Raw genomic sequence first — 22,462 nt, 5'->3', positions numbered from 1 at the left:
CATTAGTGTGATGTAACCAATTAAAATTAATGAGATTTAGTCAGAGATAATAATAGTTTTAACTAATGGGGATGTTAATGGATACGGTAGTTGTGGCTGTGATTTCAGCACTGTCGTTGTTGTTGCTTGTTTTTGTCTACCAAACCTTTAAAAGCAGACGCGAGTTGGCACAGCTAAAAGTCGACACTCAAGTGATTCAGCAGGTATTAACGCCTTCTCAAACGACGGGACAGGTCGAGCGTATTGATTTTACGATTGAAAGTGATGGTGCAGGTCCATTGGTGGAATGTACTGAAATCAGGCGTTTCCCGAGAAAGAGCACTGAATTGGATCAGAGCTCAGAACTGGCTCAGAGATCAACACATTTGATTTCGGATGTTATAAAGGCGGCTGTCAATGTACCGGGTAAAACCGTTGAAGTGGTTTTCAATCCAAAGATAGCAGAAGGTCTAAAAGACGGAACGTATCAAATATTAACCACTAAGTCTGGTGAAACTCTGGCGGATGCAATTGACCCTGTGACCAAAAAAATCGTGGGCAAAGGAAGAATTATTGAGGGAGGCAAGCTTAGACAGTTATCCGTTGGTGCATTCAACTTGCTCAGTATTGCAGTGGCACAGTCACATTTGGCAACAATTGAGAAGAATCTGGACGACATCAAAGGTCAGTTGAAAGATATTAAGGATAAGCTGAACAGCAATGATGTTGCAGAGTTACAAGGTGCCATAGACTATTACGGCGAAGTTAAGCGTTGTATCACTGCGTTAAATTCTCCCGCTGAATTATCCGTTAGTATTGCTAATAGGCTGGAATCAATTAATGAGAAATCGCACACTTGGCGCAATAAAGTGTTTGAGGATTTGAAAACACTAAATAAGAATATTAGCAGTATGCAAAGCCTGGATACTGCTGGCACCGAGAATACGTTCAACAAGCTCAAAGAATACATTGCGGAAGCTGAAAAAATTGCTGACCGTTATGCATTACTGCTCAGGTTGAGCGCAATTTCCAAAGCGATGCTGTTGTATATTGACCCAGCCGGGGAAAAGTTTACCGCTCTCCAGGTAGAAATGGGTACATGGAACGACCTGGTAGGTGAGTTGAAAGCAACACTCATAGACAAAGCAGATAAGCAGCTCTCCAAAGCACTGTTTAATGAGCGGGCGACCTTGGACACACGAACCGAATATATTGGTTATCAGACCGAAGTGTGTCTGCATGCGATAACTGAAAATCAGCGTTGGTTCACTGAAAGCTGTGCCCGGCTTGAGGACACCAGAAACGCCATGTTGCATTCCGGCGAGATTAAAGTCGGGTTGACATTCGATGAGCAAGGCAAGGTCATTCGCACAGCACTTTTGAGCTGATTCGAGAGTCATGAACGAGGACTTTGCAGCGCACCGAAGTCCTCCATTGCTAACCAGAAAAGTCAGGACATAACACCTAGGGCGCTTTTATTCTGAACCGCACACAGCATTAAGCCGGCATATTAATAATTTAACAGTTTCGTCAACATTCGAAAACGAAGCCAAAAACCAAGGACGGACCATGAAAATTACGTCACTGACCATAGGTAACTTTAAAGGGATTGCCAACAAGGCCACCATTCCGCTGGCGCCCATTACCTTACTTTTTGGTGCTAACAGTACCGGCAAGAGCACTGTGCTACACGCGATGCTTTATCTTTATGAAGTACTAGTGAATCGTAATTTCGACCCTGTTTACAGTGCCGTCACCGGTGAGCAGCTTTGGTTAGGTGGCTTCAAAAACCTGGTACATGGTAAGCGTTTGGATACAGTGGTTACGTTGGGTGCGACTCTCGAGTTTGATGATGAAGAAATTTGGGATAATTACCTGACAACCCCAGAGGATTGGTTGCTGGAAAAACATCTCGGCTTTTGGCCTGAATCTACAGCTGACGAAATATCATTTGAGCTTGATTTAGCCTGGGACTCATATAAAAACAGTGTTTTTGTGAGTCGTTATGAATGTCAGAGCAAAGGGCAAACTTACGTAAAGTTCGAAGCTCAGGCAGGGCGCCCTAAAGCCCTGGTGACTCAATATCAGCCCTTGCCTGACTGGCATGTCGCAGACGAATTCTCAATAGAGAATGCATTCAAGTCAGGGATATTTGAACCATTCTATATTTCATCTCGAGACGCGCTGCCGCCTTTAGGTCAAAGAATAGATTTATCTGAGGTTCCCTTTAGCTGGGATGATGTATGGGAGCAGCACCCGCTGGCAGCTAAGTTGTTTGCAGAGGGCGCGATATCACAAGCCTCTCTTGCTCCTTTGAAACATCTGGTTAAGCGCTTCGAAATGATGTTTCACATAGGACCACTGAGGGGCATCCCGTCGGCAGATGCCACTGTTGTTACTCGTATTCATAAGCCAGATTGGTACAGCGGCAAAGCTGCTTGGGACTTGTTTTCATTGGCTGAAGCAGGGTTTCATCAAAAGGTTAACCATTTCTTTAACCATGAGATGATGCTCAATGCTGGCTATGAGTTTGATGTTGAAAAATTTGGTGAAGGTGTTTCAGAGGCCAAGCGGGTTAGGCTAAGAAATACTCGTTCTGGATTACATCTCTTACCTTCTAATGTTGGGGTTGGTGTGTCTCAGGTATTCCCGTTTGTCGTGGGGGCGAGTCTTGAAACATCGTTAATCATGTCCTGCGAGCAGCCAGAGCTGCATATCCATCCCCGTTGGCAACTCGCGCTGGCGGATATTATGCTGGCTGCCTGTAAGAGCCAGTCTGAGCGCATGTTCTTAATTGAAACCCACAGTGAGCATTTGATGCTGAGGTTGCTTAAACGCAGGCGCCAAACGGTGGATGAAGAACTGAATGCTGAAAGCCCGTTTCTTTGTCATAAGAGTGATATTCAAATCATCTTTTGTGAGCAGTTCGACGGTAAGACCCGGCTGATACCCATCAAAACAACAGACGAAGGTGATTTTGATGCACCATGGCCAAACGGCTTTTTCAACGAACGTAGAGAGGAGCTGTTTTAATGTTGCATCTCGAAATTGCAGTCGCACCTGAACAGGTGCGAACTCTTGCCGACTTAAACCTGCTCGAAGCGCGCATTGGGTTTGACAAAGGGGCTGTGCTATCGCGATTTCCAGCCAAATGGTATGCCCATGTTTCAAGGAATTTGGCAGACCAAGGCGGTCATGTCGATCGGGTAACTGAAAAGCTGAGGCGTATTAAAGATTCGCGTCTGGTTGGCTTTGGCAGAGCGTTTGATGGTGACAATTGGGGTGCAGCAGCCCAGCGTAGCCATCAGGAACGCCCATTTCATCGTGTTATTGATGGTGTGAGTGACGAGAGACCATATTTCATAAATGATTTACAGCTGATGGGTGATGTGGATTTTCAATTCCAAACCCAGTACCCAAAAGATGCCCATAGTCTCGCCAAGGCGGCCAGGGCGCTACTCACAGACGCTGAAAAAGTCACCCTGTTTGATAATTTCATCTGCCCTACAAGAGCCGGTTGTGTCAAAACCATGACCGAAATGATGCACCTTTGCACCAAGGCTGAGGTCGAATTTCACGTTTTTGCTGAAGAAGATAAAAAACCATTAAGACGGCAGCGTGACAAGGCTTTGGATGATTTAAAGGCGCGGCTTCCTGCGCACATCAAATTGTATTGGTACTGGCTTGATGACAACGGCAGTGGTTATTTGCATCAAAGGGGATTGTTCACCGCTAAAGGTGGTCTGATCTACGACAGAGGGTTTGAAGAACCAAATGATCGTCTGCAAAGACAGGCGTTAACCGATATAACGCCAATGCCCCAAAGGGGGTTAGAAGCCAAGGCCAGAGATTTTAACCCCGCGCAACTGGGCCCTGAGTTGGCACTTGTCGGCATCCCCTGGAAGTCGCACCCATAGTGAATAGAACATTCTTGAAATTTGATACATATCTGTTTTTATGCACGTGCATGTGGTTTGTATATTGCTGAAAAATAGGAAATAACTTAGATTATTCGCAGGCGTGTAAAGATGAAGTACAAGGTGAAAACCTGGTTGGAAACTAAGTTTGGATCGCCATCTAGGCAAACCAATAAGCTGCTGGCCTGGCATATCCGCCCAGGCTATAGCGTGGCGCTACAGCTTGACCAGCCAGCTGATGATATTCAGAGCGGCAGTGACAGGTATGCACTGCTTTAGCTGCCAGTTGAAAGCGCCATGGAAGTGCCGGGTAGTATCGAACAGCGCCTCTACGGCGAAGGTGAGGGCCGCCACAGCAACACCTATGCCTCACCCGGCCTTGAGATAGGCCAAAGCGTCATCCGGCTTCACATAGAAAACTCGCTCCAGCTGGAGCAACTCGACAAGACACTGGTCGAAGGCAACAAGTCTGGAATGTAAAGACATAACTGCTGAACAGAGCGATGAATACTTTTTGGGATGAAACAACATCCGGTCGATTCTGGATGTTTGCATCAGGTAATGGAATACGAGAATAATGAACCTATACATAACCATTGATCAGAGTAATCAAGAACGAATTAGTAAGACTCTGATCGATATTAAGCGCCGTCATCAAGATTTTGATAAAAAGTGTAATGAGCGCGATGGGGTGGAAGATTTATATAGTCTTCTTTTCCCGAACAACATGCCATTTACTGGGTTTATCTCCAATAGACAGCGCGAAAAGCAGAATCCACGCTATGCCCAAATGGCAATTCGCCCCAGGATTCAAGGACGGAATGGGTGGCCTTTTCCAGAACTGTGTTCGTTCATTGTAACCGGCAGTTGGGATACTGCGCATCCAGCGCCACTGTTCAACATCACCAATTTCATCGAAACAGCAGATTTGCCCTCACGGCCGTTTGAGAGGGAGATTACGGCTTATGCGATACATGACAGTTTGCAACAGCCTCCACCGGGCGTGCGCCGAATTCAACGAACCAATAATCTGCTGACCCCTCAACTGTTAGCTGAATTGCCGCCTATCACCCAGCAAACTCAAACGCAGTTGGCCGAGTGGTCCGAATTTCTTCAATGGAAAGAAAGCCTCATCCGCTATAAGGCGCGAGGTTTGCGCTACATTGCGCGCGAGTGGCGTGACGATCAGTTAGTTTTTTCCCTCGTCGCACAGAGTACGCAAGAGTTGCAAAAATGCCGCAAGGCCTTGGGGCGGGATGACTTGATTGCATTTCAGATTGGGCAATCCAAAGATCCCTGGGTGTTCGGATTGCCAGAAAGGGAGGAGCGCCGCCTCCCCAGACTTGGGCAAGCTGGCAAACCCTCGGTGCCAACGCCTTTGCCAAAAGGCATGAAATTACCCAATAAAGATAACGTGCCTGAATGTCCGTGGCATGCACCTGTGCTGGCCGAATTGAGCGTCTCATTGACTGAAGATGATGCGAATGACCTTGCTAATGCCGAGGAGCCGGATACGTTACGTGAGCGCATTTTGAGTCGGATTCCTGAGTCTGGATTTCTGTCCATTTCTACGGCTGGCGACATGAGCTTGATCAAACGCCATCAGCAGGCGCTGCGACAGTTGCAGGAACAAGGCGGTTATGCGCCATATCTGACTGATTATCTGTTCGAAGCAGCTCAGGTATCTGTGCCGCAGTGCTTGGTTCCAGTGACAGAGTGGGCTAACCGTTCGCTCAACCCAGCCCAGAAAGAGGCCGTGGTTAAGATTCTTTCTGCGCCAGACTTGTGCTTGGTTCAAGGTCCACCAGGTACAGGCAAGACTACCGTGATTGCTGAGGCCATTGTCCAACTCGCGCGGCGTGGGCAACGGGTGTTGCTCGCATCTCAGGCGCATACCGCCGTAGACAACGCGCTGGACAGGCTAGGCCATGATGCCTCATTGCGCGTGGTGCGGTTGGCACGGAATGAAAGTAAGGTGACTGAAGATGGTGCTGCTTTCGCGGGGCATGCATCCTTACAGCGTTACTACAAGGCCTTGGCTGCACAAACAGAAGATCGCCTCGCAGTGTGGAGGCGGGCTGACGAAGACTTGCGTCTCCTGTTGGTGTGGCGTGACCGTGCAGCTTTTGTGCTGCACGACGAGAGGGAGTTGAACGCCAAGCATGGGCAACTTGAAATGGATTTTGCATCGGCTCGCAGCCAAAAAAGGCAGGCGCAGCAGGCGTATGACGCTGCTTGCACAGTGGTGGATGACGACAAGGCAAAACGCCATCGCCTACAAAGCGTTCAGGTTTTGCTGGATGGTGAAACCGAAACGCTACATGGTGACTTACGGGATGTTGAGCTACTTGCCAGAAGTGTGGTGCAAGGCCTTGCTTCCTGCGATGAGGCTGGATTGCTCGTGAAATTTTCAATAGACGACTGGCTCGCTCATACAGGCAGCCAGGGTTCAATGTTGGCGTACATGCTTTCGACATGGCGGCGTTTCACGAGTGTGCGAGAAGCCATTGCTGCGGATATTCGCCGCTTACGTGAAGCGGCAGACAGCCCGATTCAGGATGCCAGCACCAGGCTACGCATTGAATCGCTCCGAAACAAGGTCAAAGCCTTGGAGGAGCAGATGGAAAAAGATGACGCTTTCGTAGACGCTTGGAGAGCCACACGCAAGGAACTCAAAGATTTGGAGCAGGCTGGTGTGGGCTTGGAGCGCAGTCGCTATGAAGGCCTGTTTCGCCAAGCCGCTAAATGGTGTGCCCCCATAGAAAATGCGTCGCTACTGGCTGACGAAATAGCTGCCAGCCTGACGGAGTTGGAAAGGAAGCTGCCTGCCATCGAACAGGCAGTCGAAATCATCAAGCAATCCTTGCAGGCGCAGTTGTCGCAGCCCGCACCTGAAGTTCCGAGCGATGGTCTTATGCGCGGTGCACAGAACAAGGAGCGCATCGCTCAAAGTAACCTAGATGACTGGAATGAGCTGCGCAGGCAGCATGAGCAGAAGGTTAAGGAGCTGTTGCAGGATGAGGCAATCACCCAAGGTAGCCGGCTGCCGCTAGAACCCGCTGCTACTTTGTCGCAGCGCATCGACACCGTGACCCAAGTCATCAAGGCCTTGGAGCAACGCCAAGCCAGCCAGCAACATGAGCGTATGACATGGGGGCCGTTACTGGAAGATTGGATGCGCGATTTGAGTCGCAACAACGCCGCAGTAGAAGACTGGCAACATCTGAGCCCAGATTTTCTGGCAAGCTGCAACGTAGTGGCCATTACCTGCAACGAAAACGAGCGCACGCTCGACGAAGCCGGGCAGACGAGTTTTGATGTCGCAATCATTGATGAAGTGAGCAAGGCTACGCCGCTGGAATTGCTGATGCCCCTGATGCGTGCGCGTCGCGCTGTGCTGGTCGGTGACCACCGTCAGTTGCCTCCGCTGTTTCAGGAAGGCGACGAAGCCCGCAGCTTCATGGATGAGGTTGAAGAAAACGAAGCGGCCAACGCTGAGGAAAACAGCACTGGTCACCCTGCCGAAACTCAGACTTTACTGACCCGCGACAACTTGCGCCGCTTCGAGAAGATGGTCACAGCCTCGTTGTTCAAGTCACATTTCGAGATGGCGGACGATTCCAACCGTGCACGACTCAATGTGCAGTTCCGCATGCATCCGCAAATCATGGCGATGGTGAACCATTTTTACGAAGGTCAGTTGGAATGTGGCCTCTTTCGGCCTGATGATGACCCAAACCCTAAGCTTCGCCGTGTTCACGGACTGACATTGAAGAATGTTGACGGTGGCTCAGTTTTACTCACTCCGGGTGACCACGCGTTGTGGGTGGACACAACCTACAACCTGTACAACCAGATTCATCGTGAGGACATGGACGGCAACCAGCCACGGCGTACCAATAAGCTGGAAGCGGAGTTGATCGCCGAAACGCTAGAACAAATCGAGCGGCAATCCGCTGCGCAAGGCTACTCACGAACAAACAAACGCAAAGTCGGCGTGGTGTCTTTCTATGCCAACCAATGCCGAGAAATTCGTGCCGCGATCCGCCGCCGCAGGCCAAAAGAGTCAAACGGGCGATTTGATTGCCTGGATGTCGAAGTCAATACCGTGATTCGCTATCAGGGCAAAGAAAAGTCCATCGTGCTGGTTAGCATGGTGCGCCATGATGGATACGACCCCTTTCGATCAGGCAATCAACCCCGACGTCGTTCCAGCAAGGCCAATGTTGCTCGGTTTGAATTTATTAATGTGGCATTTTCGCGTGCGCAGGAACTGCTGATCGTTTTTGGTGCGAAAAGTATGTATGCCTCTTATGAGGTGGACTTGCCGCGCATGGACAGTGCAGGCAGCGTGAAGCGAACTGTTTACAAAGACATCCTGGATCAACTGGAGCGCGATGCACGGCTGGTTCCTGCAAGGCAATTGATGTCGCCTGACATGCTACCCCAACAGCAACAACAGCGCGGCAGGTCTAGTGCCCCGACTCATCGGACGGCTGCGACCAAAAACGACAAGTATGGTAGCCGGGGAGGCCGAGCATGAAGCTAGCAGAAATTTCCGTTCCCTTGCCCTTGTATCGCATTGAATCCGATGTGACCTATCACACAGAGCGCAAGCCCACAGTATTTGAACGAATGGTGTTGCGACTGTGTGATCCTGGACTCCATTTGCCCGACAAACAGAACTTGTCTTTGCTGGGAGTTTTCCGCGATCAACTGGGTGCAGGTGACGTGCGTGAACTGCTGGAAGGCTGCGTATCTGAACTTTCCGCTTTGGGAGCACTGCCCAAACGTTACGCTCAGGATAGGCTTGAGATGCCTTTAACTGAGCTTGAATTGACTGCCGACGGCTTGCAATTTTTGCGTAGCGACAGCCTGCCGGTTCGCTCGCGCACGGTTAAGGTCTGGCACCGCTATGACCCCATCAGCGACGAGATTAAACCCACACAAAATGATGGAGCGCGTCTCAGCCAAAGTGATTTCAGTCGCGTCAGAGTCGCGGATCAGGCTTTAAGGCCGCAAAATCCGCTTCCGCAGGTTGAGCGCGCTATAGCTCAGGAAAAGTATGATTGGAAAAACCCTGCGACAGTTATAGACCGCATCGCGCCCATGGTGCAGCCAGCGGGATGGGGAGAGCGCCGACTCGAGATCTCGTGCAGTGAGGATGGTGCACTGTCCGCGAGCGCTCCGCATGATTTAGCGTTGCAGCGTTGGCTGGAGCAAGCGCAACCCGAACTGGCATGGTCAATTCTGCTTTCTGATGCACTGACAAGCGAGCCGGAATCCTTGCTACCCATTGTTGACTCTTCTGTTTTACGAGACGCCCGCACTGCCAGCTCCATTGTCACAACTAAAGGGGGGGCAGCCAGATCGCGGTTGTGCATCGTTGCTCAAGGGGTTGCGGCTGCGGATGCAACAACACCCTCTATCATTTTGTCGTCTGAAGTGAACTCACCAGCACTGGTTGCCAATGGCAAACAACCGACCGCATTCACACTGCTCGTGCCCGCCCCAGCAGGAATTATGACGGGATTTCGTAGCTTGTCTCTGCCCCAGATCGACGGAGCGAGCATTCAAGTAGAAGTGGCTGGTAACCTCCGCCTCTATTGGGCCGGACAACCGCGTTTGTGTGGCCTGGCGGTGACGTTGAATGACCAGGCTGCAAATGCGCTATGGGCCAAGCTGCGCAGAGAATTAGAGGGCACTTGTGAGCACTCTGATGATCCACGCATTGCCTTCATGTCTGCAGCATGGCGGGATGTTGATGCACTCGGTGAAACTGTGTGGCAATGGCTTGTCACGCGTGCTGAACAGCCTCTGGATGACCTGATGGCGTTGGTCGAACCCACTACGAAAGCAATTGGATTATGGCGGCCTGATAGGAAAGACTGGAGATCTGCTTGGGAAGAATCTCTGTCGAAAGCTATTGAAGTGTCGTTGAGACATACGCACTATCAGCTAGATCCTGAAGATGTCGTTTCTCTATTAATCCAGATAGCTCAGGTCCTATCTGCCGACAAAGCTGCGTCGTTGCAAGCTGCGCTGCTGCGTCATGCGGCCCCCATTCGTGCCTTGGATTCATTGGCAAAGTTGCGTTCTGCTTTGCTTTCATCCATTGAAATTCCAGAAGAATTGCTTTCCAGCGAATTGCGGCAAGTGTGGCTTGAGCACGCATTGCAGCGCAAAGAGTTGAAGCTGTATGGCCCACACGCCATACAGCAACCAATGCAAGTTATTGAGAAAGCCGTCCAGGATATTTACCGGACTATTGGCGAACAGGCGTTGAAGGCGGCGAGTAATGATCAAATAGATGTGCGTACCCTGACTCCAGGTGCATTAAATGCCGTGCGCGCTTGGCGTAAAGCAGCTGAGCATTTCCACGCTTTAAATACATCATCCCCCCACTGGGATACGTTGAATAAAGCAGTGGAAAGCTGGAATCGTCTGGCGCAGGACATGCTGGCCCCGGTTGAGAATGGGCACCGCATTGTAGTGTTCGACACCAGCGCTCTGATGGAAAGCCCTGAATTTTTGCAGGATCTTCGTTCAGATGATATTCCGGTTGTTCCCCATCTGGTTCTGAGCGAGTTGGATGGCTTAAAGTGCAGCGAAGATGGAGATCGGGCAGCTAAAGCTCGAGCAGCTATTCGCCAGCTGGATGCAAATTCATCCCGTATCCGCCATGAAACAGAATACACGGGCTTGCTGCCCGCAGAGTGGGATGCTAAGCAACCCGATCATTCCATTCTATCAACTGCGTTGTTCTTCCGTTTGAATGAAGTTTTGTTTCTAAGTAATGACATCAATCTACGCAACAAAGCCAAGTCGCTTGGATTAAAAACGCAGGAATCCAATACATATGCACCTTCGAAACTTGTGTCCGCGGACTCTCCAAAAATGCATCCACGCAAGCAAAACAATAGAAAAAGAAGGAAATAAACTATGAGTCGGGCAGACGAATATCGCTACCAAATTCAAAGGCAACGTAAGCAAGAGCTTGATCGACAGCGAGTGCGTGAAACAACGCGCCCTTTCCTTGAGCGCTACCGTAGCGTATTGAATGATGTCATCGGTCAAGGACTTGATGCCGTAGTTTCGGAAGAGTTTCGTGAGTTAAGCATCGCTCTTGACCGAATGGAGACTTTGTTGGGCTCCGACCCGTTTGCTGCCAGAGATATGAGCCGTTCGCTAGGTGGACGATTTCACGGATTACCAAGATTTGCTCGTGAGCAGCGTCGATCCCGTCAAGATGCGGAGCTAGCCACCGCCGAAGCATTCCGCAAAGCGCAGCAAGCAGAGGCCGAACGACAGTTTCAGATAAGGGCAGAACTTGAGGCTGCATGGCAGGAGAGCTTGAGCAACTGGAGCACTCCTGTCGCACTCAACGCCGCGTTTGCTGAATTGCAGCAATTACGGGCGCGACTACTTGGTGATGCCGCCGGTAATATGACCCCAGCGCAAATTTCAGCCTCCTTGCGCGAAGTTCGGTTGCGGTATGAAGGGGATGCTGAACGTCAGTTGCAGGAAATGAAAAATCGTGCACAGAGTGAAGCCGTTACCGATGTTCTTACGCTGCAAAGAGAGCAGTTGGAGCTGGAGGCGAAAAAGAACAGCGGCGAGCGCTCCGCCAAGTTGCGTGAGGCGTTGGCTCATGCGACAGGGCTTGCTCCTGAAGAGCAAGCTGAAGCCTTGAACCAACTGGCGCAAGAGCAGGATGAAGCTGCCGTAGATGAAAGTCAGCGTCGTGAAGTTGTACGGGCTGTTTATCTGTCACTGCAACAAGCTGGCTTTGTCGTGGATGGTCCCGAGCATTTCACATCACAAGGGCATGACGAAGTGCTGATTCGCGCCCGTCGTCCTGCTGGCGCGCAAGCAGATTTCCGCGTCAACCTGAGCGGGCACCTCAGCTACAAATTTCATCAATACAAAGGCAAAACGTGCGAGAAGGATGTTGCCCCCGTCATGGCAACGCTGCAAGATGCTTACGGGATTAGTCTGAACGACAAGCGAGTGATTTGGGTCAATCCCGATGATCAAGATCAGGATGCTCGCCCTTACCCGGATGCGACACAGGAGAGATGCAAATGAGTTCAGCTTTGTTACCTTGGCAGGAAGATTTTCGCCGCGAATGCGGAATACGACGCGGATTGATATTGCACGGTAATACGGGTGATTTGACATCCGATCCCGAAGCTCCAGGACAATGGACGGTTTTGCCTACCGCGTTGATGAACCTGCTGCGTCAGCGTGGATATCAGCATGTGGTCTTTTGGAACCGCGTCAATGGTGTCAGTGGTGTCGATGCGAGGACTTGGGGGGAATTGCAAAGCTTAGTTGTCCCCCCTGCTGCAAGAGAAAGTACATCTGAAGGGAATGCCTATGATATGGGTGATTTGCCGCCCACGCCTTTGGCGCGCCCCGCATCCAACGGCATCACGGCCAGCGCGGATGACTTTCTAGCTGTTGCTGCACAATGGCTGCGGCAGCCACGCGCAGATAGGCCTGTCGCTTTTGTGCTGGACTGGACACAATACTTGTTTGGCAGCGCCAACTCGCTGAGCGAGAACGAGCGCGGCTGGCTACTACGCCTGGGGCAGGCGACTCGTGATGCCGCCGTGGTTCGCAATGCTGAAAGCATAGGCCAACCTCAATCACTGCTGGTGCTGCTGTGCGGGGGCTTGAATGTGTTGCCACCTTCGCTTTACTTGAATAATCCACTATTTAAGGAAATAGCCATTCCCTTTCCATCAAGGCTAATTCGCGAGTCTGCAGTACTGGGCTTGAAGGAAGTGTTTCGGCTGCTGCCCCCTTTACAGCAAGGAGGGCGTGAGCTGGCTGACTTCGTTGACGGTTTAGAAGGCCAGAGTATCCGCGACATTCACAACTTGGCGCGACTCTCACGACAGGAGACTGAAGTTTCAAGTGCTTTGTCTTTGCTCAATCTTTATCGCCACGGACGCAGACACAGTCCTTGGGAACAACTAGATCACAAAAAACTTCAGACCATTGTCGAAACCCTAGGGCGGCGGGTTAAAGGGCAAGGGGAAGCTATTGAATCGGTACGGCGCATCCTTGTGCGTGCCTTCACTGGGCTATCGGGGCTTCAACACTCTTACAGGCAACGCACTCCCAAGGGCGTGTTGTTTTTTGTTGGCCCAACCGGTGTAGGTAAAACGGAATTGGCAAAGTCCATTGCCGAATTCCTCTTTGGCGACGAAGAAGCCTGTCTTCGCTTCGATATGTCAGAGTTTAATCACGAACATGCCGATCAGAGGCTGGTGGGCGCACCTCCAGGATATGTGGGTTACGAAGCTGGCGGACAGTTGACCAATGCTATCAAACAAAGGCCATTTTCCCTGTTGCTGTTTGACGAAATCGAGAAGGCGCACCCGCGCATTCTCGACAAGTTTTTACAGATTCTTGAAGATGGGCGCTTAACGGATGGCAAGGGGGAAACGGTGATGTTTTCAGATACCGTTATCGTATTCACTTCAAATATTGGCGCAGCCGAGGTCAGTTATGAAAGTCAGGATGTGCGCAATGAATTCATCCAAAAGGTGCGGCAGCACTTCGTGCACGAGCTAAAGCGCCCAGAATTGTTGGGCCGAATCGGCGAGGCCAACATCATTCCATTTAACTTTATGCGTGACGATAACTTCTTGATTGACATCGCTCGCGCAAAGCTGGAACCGTTGCGCAAAGGGCTGAAGGACAAATGGGGGGTGTCGGACTTGAAATTGATTAAGGAGGCCGAAATACTGACCTTGCTAGTCAGGGACGTGGATCGCGGAACGGGAGGGCGCGGCGTCCCCAACGCTCTGACCAATAAGCTTATTGATCCATTGGCCGATTTTCTGTTTGAACAAATGGTATCGCCTGCTGAGATCCGAGGTAAGGCAATTGAAGTTCATATTGCCGGAAGTAAATTGCTATTCGAGTTGGAGTGACATGATGCATTGTTTGAATTTGGCATCTCGCCTTCCTTGTACAGAAGCCGAAGGGCCGGGACGCAGAGCAGCCTTGTGGGTACAAGGGTGCAATAAGCGTTGTCCTGGCTGCTGCAACCCTGCGTACTTGCAGCTGGCAGAGCGTGAGCTTGTTTCGGCCTCATCAGTGCTCGAATGGTTGGAGAATTCGCACTATATGCATGATTTAGAGGGAATTACCTTTCTCGGTGGCGAGCCAATGTTGCAGGCTCAGGGCTTGGCCGATGTTGCTCAAGGAGCTCAGTCACTTGGTCTGTCGGTGATGGTATTTAGCGGATATACATTAAGAGAACTTGATGAGTTGTGTTTACCTGGAGTTGAACGATTACTTCGTTATACGGATGTCTTAGTTGATGGTCCTTACGAATCTAAACAACGAGAAAATAGTCGGCAATGGGTGGGCTCTACGAATCAGCGATTTCATTATCTGACTAACAGATACGATAGAACGATTGAAGTGAGAGACAGTGTAGAAAGAGTGATAGAGGTACACTGCAATTTGGATGGCACAGTATTTTTAAACGGATGGCCAGAAAAAGTCGTCATATGACTTAAATTTTTTAGGGAGATTTAGAAATGGAATTACAAGGCCACTTGTTATATTTGGATATCACGCAAATATGTGGCATCGGGTGCGATTTCTGTATGTATGCTGATAAGCACGCGTCTGGGAAAAATATGGTTCTTTCGGAACTTGCGCGGGTTAACTTGAAAAGGTTAATTAATGACCCTGCAGTAAGGCGTATTTCAATTAGCGGAGAGGGTGAACCACTAAATAATATAAACACCCTTTATGAAATACTTGAGTTGTCGCAAGGTGGTAACAGTTTTGAATTTATTACCAGTGGCTTTCATCGGCATGAAAAGTTGGAGGATGTTTATGATAGAATAAATTATATTGTGTCTAGAAATAAGGATACGTGCAATATTAGATTAAGCTCGGATAGCCATCATGTAAAAAAAATAAAGTGGAAGGCTCACGGCTTCAGTATAGATTATTGGCAACGTAAGAAACCCACTGGGTTGAGTTTTTCATTTCGTTCTGTTGATAATCAACGGGATTTTACACGGAATTATCTCATACAGGATCTGGATAGCTGGGGGATTGATGCTAACATTCAGCCAGTTAGCGTGTTGGAAGATTTGCTTATTGTTGGTGGCTTTTCATTTGGTATTGATTATAAAAATTTAGTAAATCCGGCACCAAGTACACCTAGTGGTTATCTTGATATGCACGGTTATATTGCTGCAATTGAATTAAAAGTTAAAAAACCATTTACTTTTGGGAGTTTGAATAAGCTTCCTCAGAAAAATGGATTAGATGTCACAGTTAAACCAAACGGTGATGTGTTTTTTTATGGGATTGAAGTTGAAAAGTGTGGAAACCTGCACACAGACATCTTTGATTGGCCAAAATTGGAAAAATGTGTTAGGGAAAATCCGCTGTCTTATGCATTATATACTCAGCCATTAACTGACTTGCTCGCCAGATTAGATAATGCACAACAAATTCGAACCATAATTGCTAAAGCAAATAACCCTTATTGGTTGGTGAAAGAGATTGCAAAGCACTCTGACTTATTAGAAAAATGGAAAGTAGCATGATTGATTCTCACTGTCATACTTTTTATTCAAAACATGCTGTTGGTACTGTTGATGAGCTTGTACAAGCATCAATTGCGGCGGGCGTTACTGTGTTGACGATAACCGATCACGCGCCTTTTCCAATAGATAAAGATAATAGGTTGGTAGAGTCAGAGCTCGAGCGTTACTTCGCCGATATTGATAAGGCACAAGAGAACTATAAAGGCGAGATAACTTTATTGCGAGGATTAGAATTAGATTTTATCCTCGGTTCCGAAGTCTATACAAGTAGACTATTGCAAAATTATCCGTTGGATTTTGTACTTGGTTCCATCCACTACGTTACGGCCAAAGATGATTCCATGATTAAAGTTTGGGATCTTCCACGACTGAAAAATACAGATTTCTTAGATAGATATTTTGCAAGTATAGAATCATTGATTGAATGTGGTTTATTCGATGCAGTTGGTCACGTGGATTGTCTCCTGCGTGGAATATCCGAGGATGAATTTTTATTCAGAGCTGAACGTCTATTGCCGGCCATTGTTAGAAGCGGAATTGCATATGAACTAAATTCATCCGGATTACGAAAATCAATATTTAATTCTGAAAGTGATAAAGAACTTATGGGGGTATGGTCTTATCCTTCACGGATATTTGTGACAAAATTGCTTGCGCTTGATGTACCTTTTACAGTGGGCTCTGATGCGCACACTCCTGCAGATGCTGGAGCTGGAATTACAGAATTAATTGAGGCTTTGAAACCGACAGGTTTACATGAAATCAGTTATTTTGTGCAGCGACAAAGAATTGATGTTGCGCTTGATAAACTACAATTAGCAGTTAATTCTGGACTGGTTAAAGAAGGATTTTTGTGAATACGTCTTTTAATAGAAACTGGAAAGAGCTTCTTGACGAGGTTGTTCCTATTCAATTGTCCGCATTTCATGCGGCGAAAAAAAATATCCATCCAGAACAGGTAAAAGCTGGTTTTCGTGCATTTGCAGCTAATTTGCTGAAGCGCGATCTTATATCCATGGCAGATTATGTTGCAGTTTTTGGGGGACATGCATTGAACCATCTTACGCCGATGGGACCAGAGAAATTTTACAGTATGAGTACATGCAATGATGCACAGCCCTTGACTGAAGTTTATAGCCGCGCGAAGTATGGTGGAGTTAGCGATATACGTTTCTTGGCGAAAGGTATAACTGAATACCTATGTGCTGAACTGGATGATGAATGTTCTTCTTGGTCAAGTTTGTTCCGACAAGCCAAAATGAGCGGTGAACATGTTGTTTTGATGACAACCGGATGGCGTAATGTTCCCTCCGCCTCAAATGTGCTTTATGAGATTGTGGTGGAGGATGTGAATATGAAGTTGGCTCATATGGGATTTCCCACAATAATCAATGTCAAATTGCCTCGTATAGCCCCGCCCTGCGAAAATTACGCCACTCTAAGCCTTGAGGAACGAAATCTAGTAAACTTGAGTCAAGATCATGTAATACCAGCGAAAAATTTCTATCGTTTTAGTGGCGTGCACGTCATTTTTGGGGATGATGTTTTGGTTACTGGTGCAACAGCTGACAAAGTGATGTACGAGTCACTTCTAAATGGCGCGAAATCGTTTCGCGCCATTTATTCCGTGGCGATCGATCCTAGAGTTGCATTAAACGATGCTTCAGTTGAAGAACGTTTAAATTCGACGTTAATCAAACAGAATCTGGATAGTAATCTTGCAATACTGCTATCTGAGCCGGGTTACCAACCTATCTTGCGTACGCTGCGGCTGATTTTCGAAAATATTAATAGAGATAGTCTTTCAGATTTTTTGCCTCAAGTGCCTTTGGCAACTTGGGTAAAGCTATATAAATCAGCACTTAACAATGAATTTTTAAGTCAGGCAGAATGTGTCCAATCGCTGGTTATGCTGCGTGATTATCTTACAAAGAATAGAGTGTTGAATGATTGTGGTATGGTAATGGAACGTAGATGATAAAATGTGAATAATAATTAATGTTTACTCAGTTTATGATTCTTTTTAAATAATGTTTTACGTAGAGAGGGTGTTAGGTGAAATTGTCAATTAAAGTGTCGATTTTCTTAAGGTATTTCTCTAGAACGTTATGCAAAATACTGTTTGATAGAAATCTAGGTAAAATTGTTTGCAGAGATATTAAACATATACTTTTAATAAATTGGCGCGGAATGATTGGGGACGCAACAATTTCATCTAGTTTCATATCTGCAATAAAGGCTGAAACAGATATAAAGATACATGTAATAACATCAGCTAGTTTGGCGGATTTATATATTAAAGATTATAGGGTTGATTCTGTTTATATAATAAAGAATAATTTTCGTTTTTTTGATTTATACAGAGCGGCTAAGTCACTTAGTTTTTGTGATACCATAATACCTTTGATTGGCAAAATGCAGTGGAGAGATATATTTTTCGCAGGAATAATAAGGCCATCAAATTTTTTATCTATTGATGACTCGTTAAAGATGTCGAATCTAAACGGTGGTGAAAAAATTTCTCAGCTATCAATAGATGAGCTTTTTCGACTTTTTGCTAAAAAAATTAATAAAAACATTAGGAATGATTATTCATACATAATTCCAAGTTCAACTAGAAAATTTTTAGATACTGACTTTATTCTATTTAATCCATTTGCAAGTAGAGCTGATAAGTCTTTATCTGTTTTTAGATCTGTTTCTCTACTGAATTTCTTAGCGGGATTTATGCCAGATAAAAAAATTTATCTATTATATTCTCCAGTGACATATTCATTGGCTAAAGACATAGTAAATCTAGCTTCTAATAAAAATATTAATTTGTCTCAAAACATTTCAGATATCAGTGATGCTGTGTCTTACATAAAAAATGCGGAGTATATAATTAGTGTTGATACATCTATAGTTCATTTGGCATATGGCTTGAAAAAAAAGACTGTCGCAATATATCCGAGAATGAACCAATTTAATCCCTGGATGCCACCAAAAAGTTCAAATATTGAATTTGTCTTTAGCAATGCTGAAATTGTTAATGGATTGAAAAATATGAATGAATTTTTGGATGTTGAAATAGGCTATGCCATAAAAAGATTGAATAACGGCTCAGTTTTGGGTGATCAAAAATCTATATTTCTCTACTATGATAAAGAATTTGATGAAATTCCTTTTTTACAAAGATGGAATATAGTCAACTTGATTAGAAGAACAAAAGGTGGAAAATATAGAGTTATACTTACAAATCTAGTCGTGGATTCAGAGTTTTATATTGAAAACTATATTGATCTTCCTATGTATTTTAATGAAATAAAAAATAAAACGTCTAATGTTTCATCTGTAAATGGAAATCAAAGTGATATTATAAGGCTCCGTCTGTTAGAGCGTTATGGTGGTGCTTACTTTGATACTAGTACGATATTTTTGAAAAAATGCCTTAGTGAAATAGAGCTGTATAATAATCTTTTGCTATCTCCTAATGCAACCGTTGCTGGTTATTCAAATGTTACATTTATTAGAAAAAGTGAACATGGTCAGTATTTTTTTGAGGACGGGATAGATGGCATTGAACTGGGAATGCTTTATGCCAAAAAGGATTCTTTATTTTTGAAATATTTCAATATTGAGATAGATAGATATTGGAATTGGAAGTCTTCAGCAAAATCTTATAGAGATTATCCATGCTTTTTACGTGCAAACCTTCAAGAAGTTAGCTTTTTGAATGAATATCACATTCATTATTCTATATTTCATTTAATACTTACAACAAATCCGGGTCTGCATAAGCATATTGTTACTCAAAGTATTCATATGAAGAATAAAGAGAACTCAGTTAAAAATGGACCAAATACATTAACAGACGCTTTCTGTAGGGGGCTCAGCGGTTATGAATCTGGTAAGCCAGTAAAACTCTTAGAATGTTTTAAAGGCGGTTTGGTAGAGAAGTTCGATGGGACTCTTACAACACTAGCAGAAAGAGCTGAGATCATCGAAGATATGGAATTAATCTCCATTCCTGGTTATATGAGAAAGAGTCTTGAAGCTGAGTTTACAGAAGAACAAGATTACTCTGATGAGCAATCGTTATATTCATATATTTCAGCATAGTCATCCTAACTAGCTGTTCCAAATTGGAGGCTATTCAAAATTCTGTGTCATGCTAAAAATTAAAGACCTATGTACTCATACTGCCGCTCTCAAAATAGATCGACAGCTGGGACAATTTCAAATGGTGCTGTTGATTGATTGTTGGCTAAAACAGATTCATGAATTTAACACTCTAATATGTATTGGATTCATCTTCGACATACATCAATAGTTCCCCTGGCTCACATTCAAAATACTTGCATAAGGCATTGATGGTATCAGTGTTAGTCACATTGCCTGGCACGTTGGCTATACGCGTTAATGTGGCACGGCTAATACCTGTCTTTTCACTCACTTCAGACAAGGTGATACGGCGCTTTTCCTTGAACGCTTTTTCATCAAGCTGCTTAATGAGAAGGATCCTGATCATGTTCTATCCATAAGTCTTATTTGTCATCCATCATATCAAACGACTCATATATGACGCAAATAAAGCTTGACTTTAATCTTTTGTGGGTTATTTTAATCTAGAAAGATTCAAATGAATCATTTATGAGTCAAGTTTAAATGTGCAAGGTGACAGGTATGAATACTTATCTTACTACTGAAGAGTTATCCATAAGGATTAAGTACGACGTTCGTACTATCCGCCAATGTTTAAAGGATGCGGTGCTGTTTGAGGGGATCCATTACATCCGCCCCTTTGGCGGGCGAAAAATTCTCTACATTTGGGAACGAGTTGAGGAGTCTATGTTGCTTGGAGCCTCTGCCCATGATCTGATAAATCAGCTGAACTAGGGGGTTGCCATGGGAACTGTAAATAGCCGAGATGGCAAACTTTATCTAGATTTTCGCTATAAGGGTGTACGTTGCCGAGAGCAGACCAGTCTTGCCGATACTCCGGCGAATCGACAAAAATTAAATAAACTGTTGTTAATGCTGGAACAGCAAATGAAAGCTGGTTCATTTGATTATCGGCATCATTTTCCTAATAGCCCTAAAGTCGAACACTTTGCTCAGTTAGCTAAACTCAGTCAATTCCATGCTGCTGGTGGGCGCATGTTGTTTAGTGCCTTTGCTAATCTTTGGCTGGACGAGAAGCGGGTAGAATGGCGCGCTAGTCAAATTGAGACGGTTGAGGGGATCTTAAGATGTCACCTCATACCCGCGATGGGGACTAAGATGATAGCCACTATCTGTAAGCAGGATATTCTGGGTTTGCGTCTAAGTCTTTGTGAGGTCGATGCACTCACAAATCGTTCGCTGTCAGCTTCAAGAATCAATCACATCATGACTTATTTACGATTAATCCTAAATGAGGCTGCTGAGCGCTTTGGTTTTCAGACTCCTTGGCGAAATATCAAAGCGTTACCTATGCCGCGAACGGATATTCAACCATTTTCTTTGGTAGAGGTATATCGGATTATCGAGGGTGTAAGGGATGATTTTCGCCCTTACTACACCGTTCGATTTTTTACAGGTATGCGCACAGGGGAAATCGATGGTCTGACGTGGGAAAATATTGATTTTACGAACAGATTGATCCACATCCGCCAGTCATTAGTTCGTGGGAGCCTTGGCCTAACTAAAACGTCAAGTTCAGACCGTGCGATTGCAATGAATCAGCCTGTATATGAAGCACTTCAGGCCCAAAGTGAGCTAACCAAAATTCGGAGCAAATTCGTTTTTTGTAACCGCCGTGGAGACGCACTGAGCCATCGGAATGTGACCAAACGTGTTTGGTATCCACTGCTGGAAAGCCTGGCACTCGAAAAGCGAAATCCTTACCAGACTAGACACACTGCAGCAACCCTGTGGCTTGCAGCTGGAGAGAGCCCAGAATGGATTGCTCGGCAGTTAGGACATGCCAATACGGGGATGTTATTTAGAGTGTATTCTCGCTATGTACCTAATTTATTAGGGCAAGATGGCGCAGCGTTTGAACGGTTGATTGGCAATGGTCCAAAAGGGGAGTCGTCAAAATGAATATTAAATCCCGAACAAATAATGCTGATGACTTGGCCTGGGTACATCTGATAGAGCGGAGAAAACAGGTAGAGTTGTGGCAATTTAGCTGCTTAAGACAGTCTTATGCACTAGAGCTAACCCCCAATGTTATGGAAGGTGTAAACCCTGAGGGGCAGCTAGTGATGGTTCAGTGGAGCCCTAGCAATGATTTGCAGCGAGTAAAAATAACCTTGAATATCCATGAGGTTACCGATAAAGCTGCTGTGCATCATCATTTTAAACTTGTCCCCGCAGGTTGTGAGTCAATCATTATCGATATTTGGGGGATTTTGGGACTTATCCATGATGAGGCATTAAGACGCTTTTACTTAGCGGTATTACTCAACAATGAGCTGATGGGACAGTTTTTTAACGCCAGAGCGAGCCGAAGTCATCATCATAATCATGCTTGTGGATTACTGGAACATAGCCATGAGGTGGCTGTTACGGCAGCAATGCTTTGCTGGCGATACAATGTTGGGCCTTTAAGTGTATGCGTCGCTTTTATTGGAGGCCTTTTACACGACATAGGTAAAATTCACCTTTTTTATAATGCAGATACTCGGGATGGCATTGCAGGTTCACACGAGTCATACAATTTTATGGTATTGGCTGAGCCATTAGCGTTGTTGTATCGAAATTCCCCCAAGATTTTTGAGGCGCTGAGTAGTTGCTTATCGGTCAAGATCGGGCGCCGCTCTGAGGCATATATTCCGGCCTCTATGGTGAGACTATGCGACAATCTCTCCATGGAAGTATGCCATTGGCGCACCGCTTTTGCAGATGTGCCTCCACATCATTGGTACGCTCATTCTGCTATGAACGATCAATGGTATAAGCGGCTCGGATGACGCTTGGTGACATTAACTCTGTTCCCATTGCTTTATT

Annotated in this window: 18 protein-coding genes; 17 read left to right on the top strand and 1 reads right to left on the bottom strand. The window is 46.1% G+C overall.

Annotated elements, in window-relative coordinates; all coding sequences use genetic code 11:
- Positions 1-77 precede the first annotated feature (77 nt).
- The 14 genes from L5M37_RS18390 (at position 78) to L5M37_RS18325 (ending at position 19,588) form a co-directional block, all read left to right on the top strand.
- A complete protein-coding gene (locus L5M37_RS18390; protein ID WP_263195747.1) occupies positions 78-1,367 on the top strand; it encodes a hypothetical protein in 1,290 nt (429 codons plus the stop codon).
- Positions 1,368-1,548: 181 nt separating this feature from the next.
- Entirely contained in the window at positions 1,549-3,012 is a 1,464-nt protein-coding gene (locus tag L5M37_RS18385) for an AAA family ATPase (protein WP_263195748.1), read from the top strand.
- Positions 3,012-3,896, top strand: coding sequence for a hypothetical protein (locus L5M37_RS18380; protein WP_263195749.1), 885 nt, complete (start codon positions 3,012-3,014; stop codon positions 3,894-3,896). Before L5M37_RS18385 ends, L5M37_RS18380 begins: the two co-directional genes overlap by 1 nt.
- Before the next feature lie 111 nt (positions 3,897-4,007).
- Positions 4,008-4,175: a hypothetical protein gene (locus L5M37_RS18375; RefSeq protein ID WP_263201516.1), complete on the top strand. Its 168-nt coding sequence runs from the start codon at positions 4,008-4,010 to the stop codon at positions 4,173-4,175.
- 18 nt (positions 4,176-4,193) lie between these two features.
- Positions 4,194-4,376, top strand: coding sequence for a hypothetical protein (locus L5M37_RS18370; RefSeq protein ID WP_263195750.1), 183 nt, complete (start codon positions 4,194-4,196; stop codon positions 4,374-4,376).
- A gap of 97 nt (positions 4,377-4,473) precedes the next feature.
- On the top strand, positions 4,474-8,439 hold the full coding sequence (locus L5M37_RS18365; protein WP_263201514.1) for a DEAD/DEAH box helicase: 3,966 nt from the start codon (positions 4,474-4,476) through the stop codon (positions 8,437-8,439).
- Positions 8,436-10,835: a PIN domain-containing protein gene (locus L5M37_RS18360; protein ID WP_263195752.1), complete on the top strand. Its 2,400-nt coding sequence runs from the start codon at positions 8,436-8,438 to the stop codon at positions 10,833-10,835. Before L5M37_RS18365 ends, L5M37_RS18360 begins: the two co-directional genes overlap by 4 nt.
- 3 nt (positions 10,836-10,838) lie before the next feature.
- Positions 10,839-11,984 (top strand): hypothetical protein, encoded by a 1,146-nt coding sequence (locus L5M37_RS18355; RefSeq protein WP_263195753.1) that lies wholly within the window; start codon positions 10,839-10,841, stop codon positions 11,982-11,984.
- Positions 11,981-13,843, top strand: a complete 1,863-nt coding sequence (locus L5M37_RS18350) for an AAA family ATPase (RefSeq protein ID WP_263201513.1) — start codon at positions 11,981-11,983, stop codon at positions 13,841-13,843. Before L5M37_RS18355 ends, L5M37_RS18350 begins: the two co-directional genes overlap by 4 nt.
- Position 13,844: 1 nt before the next feature.
- Positions 13,845-14,432 carry a 4Fe-4S single cluster domain-containing protein gene (locus L5M37_RS18345; RefSeq protein ID WP_317629680.1) on the top strand — a complete coding sequence of 196 codons (588 nt, stop codon included), beginning with the start codon at positions 13,845-13,847 and terminating at the stop codon, positions 14,430-14,432.
- Positions 14,433-14,458: 26 nt separating this feature from the next.
- Complete coding sequence (locus tag L5M37_RS18340; protein ID WP_263201511.1) at positions 14,459-15,487, top strand: radical SAM protein; 1,029 nt, start codon at positions 14,459-14,461, stop codon at positions 15,485-15,487.
- Positions 15,484-16,344: a histidinol-phosphatase gene (locus tag L5M37_RS18335; RefSeq protein WP_263201509.1), complete on the top strand. Its 861-nt coding sequence runs from the start codon at positions 15,484-15,486 to the stop codon at positions 16,342-16,344. The genes L5M37_RS18340 and L5M37_RS18335 overlap by 4 nt, the downstream gene beginning before the upstream one ends.
- A complete protein-coding gene (locus L5M37_RS18330) occupies positions 16,341-17,465 on the top strand; it encodes a phosphoribosyltransferase family protein (protein WP_263201507.1) in 1,125 nt (374 codons plus the stop codon). Before L5M37_RS18335 ends, L5M37_RS18330 begins: the two co-directional genes overlap by 4 nt.
- 77 nt (positions 17,466-17,542) lie before the next feature.
- Positions 17,543-19,588 carry a capsular polysaccharide synthesis protein gene (locus tag L5M37_RS18325; RefSeq protein ID WP_263201506.1) on the top strand — a complete coding sequence of 682 codons (2,046 nt, stop codon included), beginning with the start codon at positions 17,543-17,545 and terminating at the stop codon, positions 19,586-19,588.
- A 172-nt stretch (positions 19,589-19,760) separates the two neighbouring features.
- On the opposite strand, the gene L5M37_RS18320 is transcribed toward L5M37_RS18325, so the two are convergent.
- Entirely contained in the window at positions 19,761-19,997 is a 237-nt protein-coding gene (locus L5M37_RS18320; protein WP_263201503.1) for a helix-turn-helix domain-containing protein, read from the bottom strand.
- Between the two features lie 155 nt (positions 19,998-20,152).
- Between L5M37_RS18320 and L5M37_RS18315 the strand changes: the two genes are divergently transcribed.
- Genes L5M37_RS18315 through L5M37_RS18305 form a run of 3 tightly spaced genes read left to right on the top strand, consistent with a single transcriptional unit; the run spans position 20,153 to position 22,425 of the window.
- Positions 20,153-20,365: a hypothetical protein gene (locus L5M37_RS18315; protein WP_011717288.1), complete on the top strand. Its 213-nt coding sequence runs from the start codon at positions 20,153-20,155 to the stop codon at positions 20,363-20,365.
- Between the two features lie 9 nt (positions 20,366-20,374).
- Positions 20,375-21,553, top strand: a complete 1,179-nt coding sequence (locus L5M37_RS18310) for a site-specific integrase (protein ID WP_263201502.1) — start codon at positions 20,375-20,377, stop codon at positions 21,551-21,553.
- Positions 21,550-22,425: an HD domain-containing protein gene (locus L5M37_RS18305; protein WP_263201500.1), complete on the top strand. Its 876-nt coding sequence runs from the start codon at positions 21,550-21,552 to the stop codon at positions 22,423-22,425. The genes L5M37_RS18310 and L5M37_RS18305 overlap by 4 nt, the downstream gene beginning before the upstream one ends.
- The last annotated feature ends 37 nt before the right edge of the window (positions 22,426-22,462 follow it).

Origin of the sequence: Shewanella sp. SM69, from assembly GCF_025653985.1 — a bacterium.
Lineage (GTDB): Bacteria > Pseudomonadota > Gammaproteobacteria > Enterobacterales > Shewanellaceae > Shewanella > Shewanella oncorhynchi.
Note: the sequence above shows the minus strand (reverse complement) of the source record. Positions and strands in the feature narration are given on the sequence as shown.

Coding starts and splice junctions, on each gene's coding strand:
- L5M37_RS18380 (WP_263195749.1), top strand. CDS start 3,012: ATGTTGCATCTCGAAATTGCAGTCGCACCTGAACAGGTGCGAACTCTT.
- L5M37_RS18385 (WP_263195748.1), top strand. CDS start 1,549: ATGAAAATTACGTCACTGACCATAGGTAACTTTAAAGGGATTGCCAAC.
- L5M37_RS18360 (WP_263195752.1), top strand. CDS start 8,436: ATGAAGCTAGCAGAAATTTCCGTTCCCTTGCCCTTGTATCGCATTGAA.
- L5M37_RS18310 (WP_263201502.1), top strand. CDS start 20,375: ATGGGAACTGTAAATAGCCGAGATGGCAAACTTTATCTAGATTTTCGC.
- L5M37_RS18375 (WP_263201516.1), top strand. CDS start 4,008: ATGAAGTACAAGGTGAAAACCTGGTTGGAAACTAAGTTTGGATCGCCA.
- L5M37_RS18390 (WP_263195747.1), top strand. CDS start 78: ATGGATACGGTAGTTGTGGCTGTGATTTCAGCACTGTCGTTGTTGTTG.
- L5M37_RS18345 (WP_317629680.1), top strand. CDS start 13,845: ATGATGCATTGTTTGAATTTGGCATCTCGCCTTCCTTGTACAGAAGCC.
- L5M37_RS18315 (WP_011717288.1), top strand. CDS start 20,153: ATGAATACTTATCTTACTACTGAAGAGTTATCCATAAGGATTAAGTAC.
- L5M37_RS18340 (WP_263201511.1), top strand. CDS start 14,459: ATGGAATTACAAGGCCACTTGTTATATTTGGATATCACGCAAATATGT.
- L5M37_RS18350 (WP_263201513.1), top strand. CDS start 11,981: ATGAGTTCAGCTTTGTTACCTTGGCAGGAAGATTTTCGCCGCGAATGC.
- L5M37_RS18365 (WP_263201514.1), top strand. CDS start 4,474: ATGAACCTATACATAACCATTGATCAGAGTAATCAAGAACGAATTAGT.
- L5M37_RS18335 (WP_263201509.1), top strand. CDS start 15,484: ATGATTGATTCTCACTGTCATACTTTTTATTCAAAACATGCTGTTGGT.
- L5M37_RS18355 (WP_263195753.1), top strand. CDS start 10,839: ATGAGTCGGGCAGACGAATATCGCTACCAAATTCAAAGGCAACGTAAG.
- L5M37_RS18370 (WP_263195750.1), top strand. CDS start 4,194: ATGGAAGTGCCGGGTAGTATCGAACAGCGCCTCTACGGCGAAGGTGAG.
- L5M37_RS18305 (WP_263201500.1), top strand. CDS start 21,550: ATGAATATTAAATCCCGAACAAATAATGCTGATGACTTGGCCTGGGTA.
- L5M37_RS18320 (WP_263201503.1), bottom strand. CDS start 19,997: ATGATCAGGATCCTTCTCATTAAGCAGCTTGATGAAAAAGCGTTCAAG.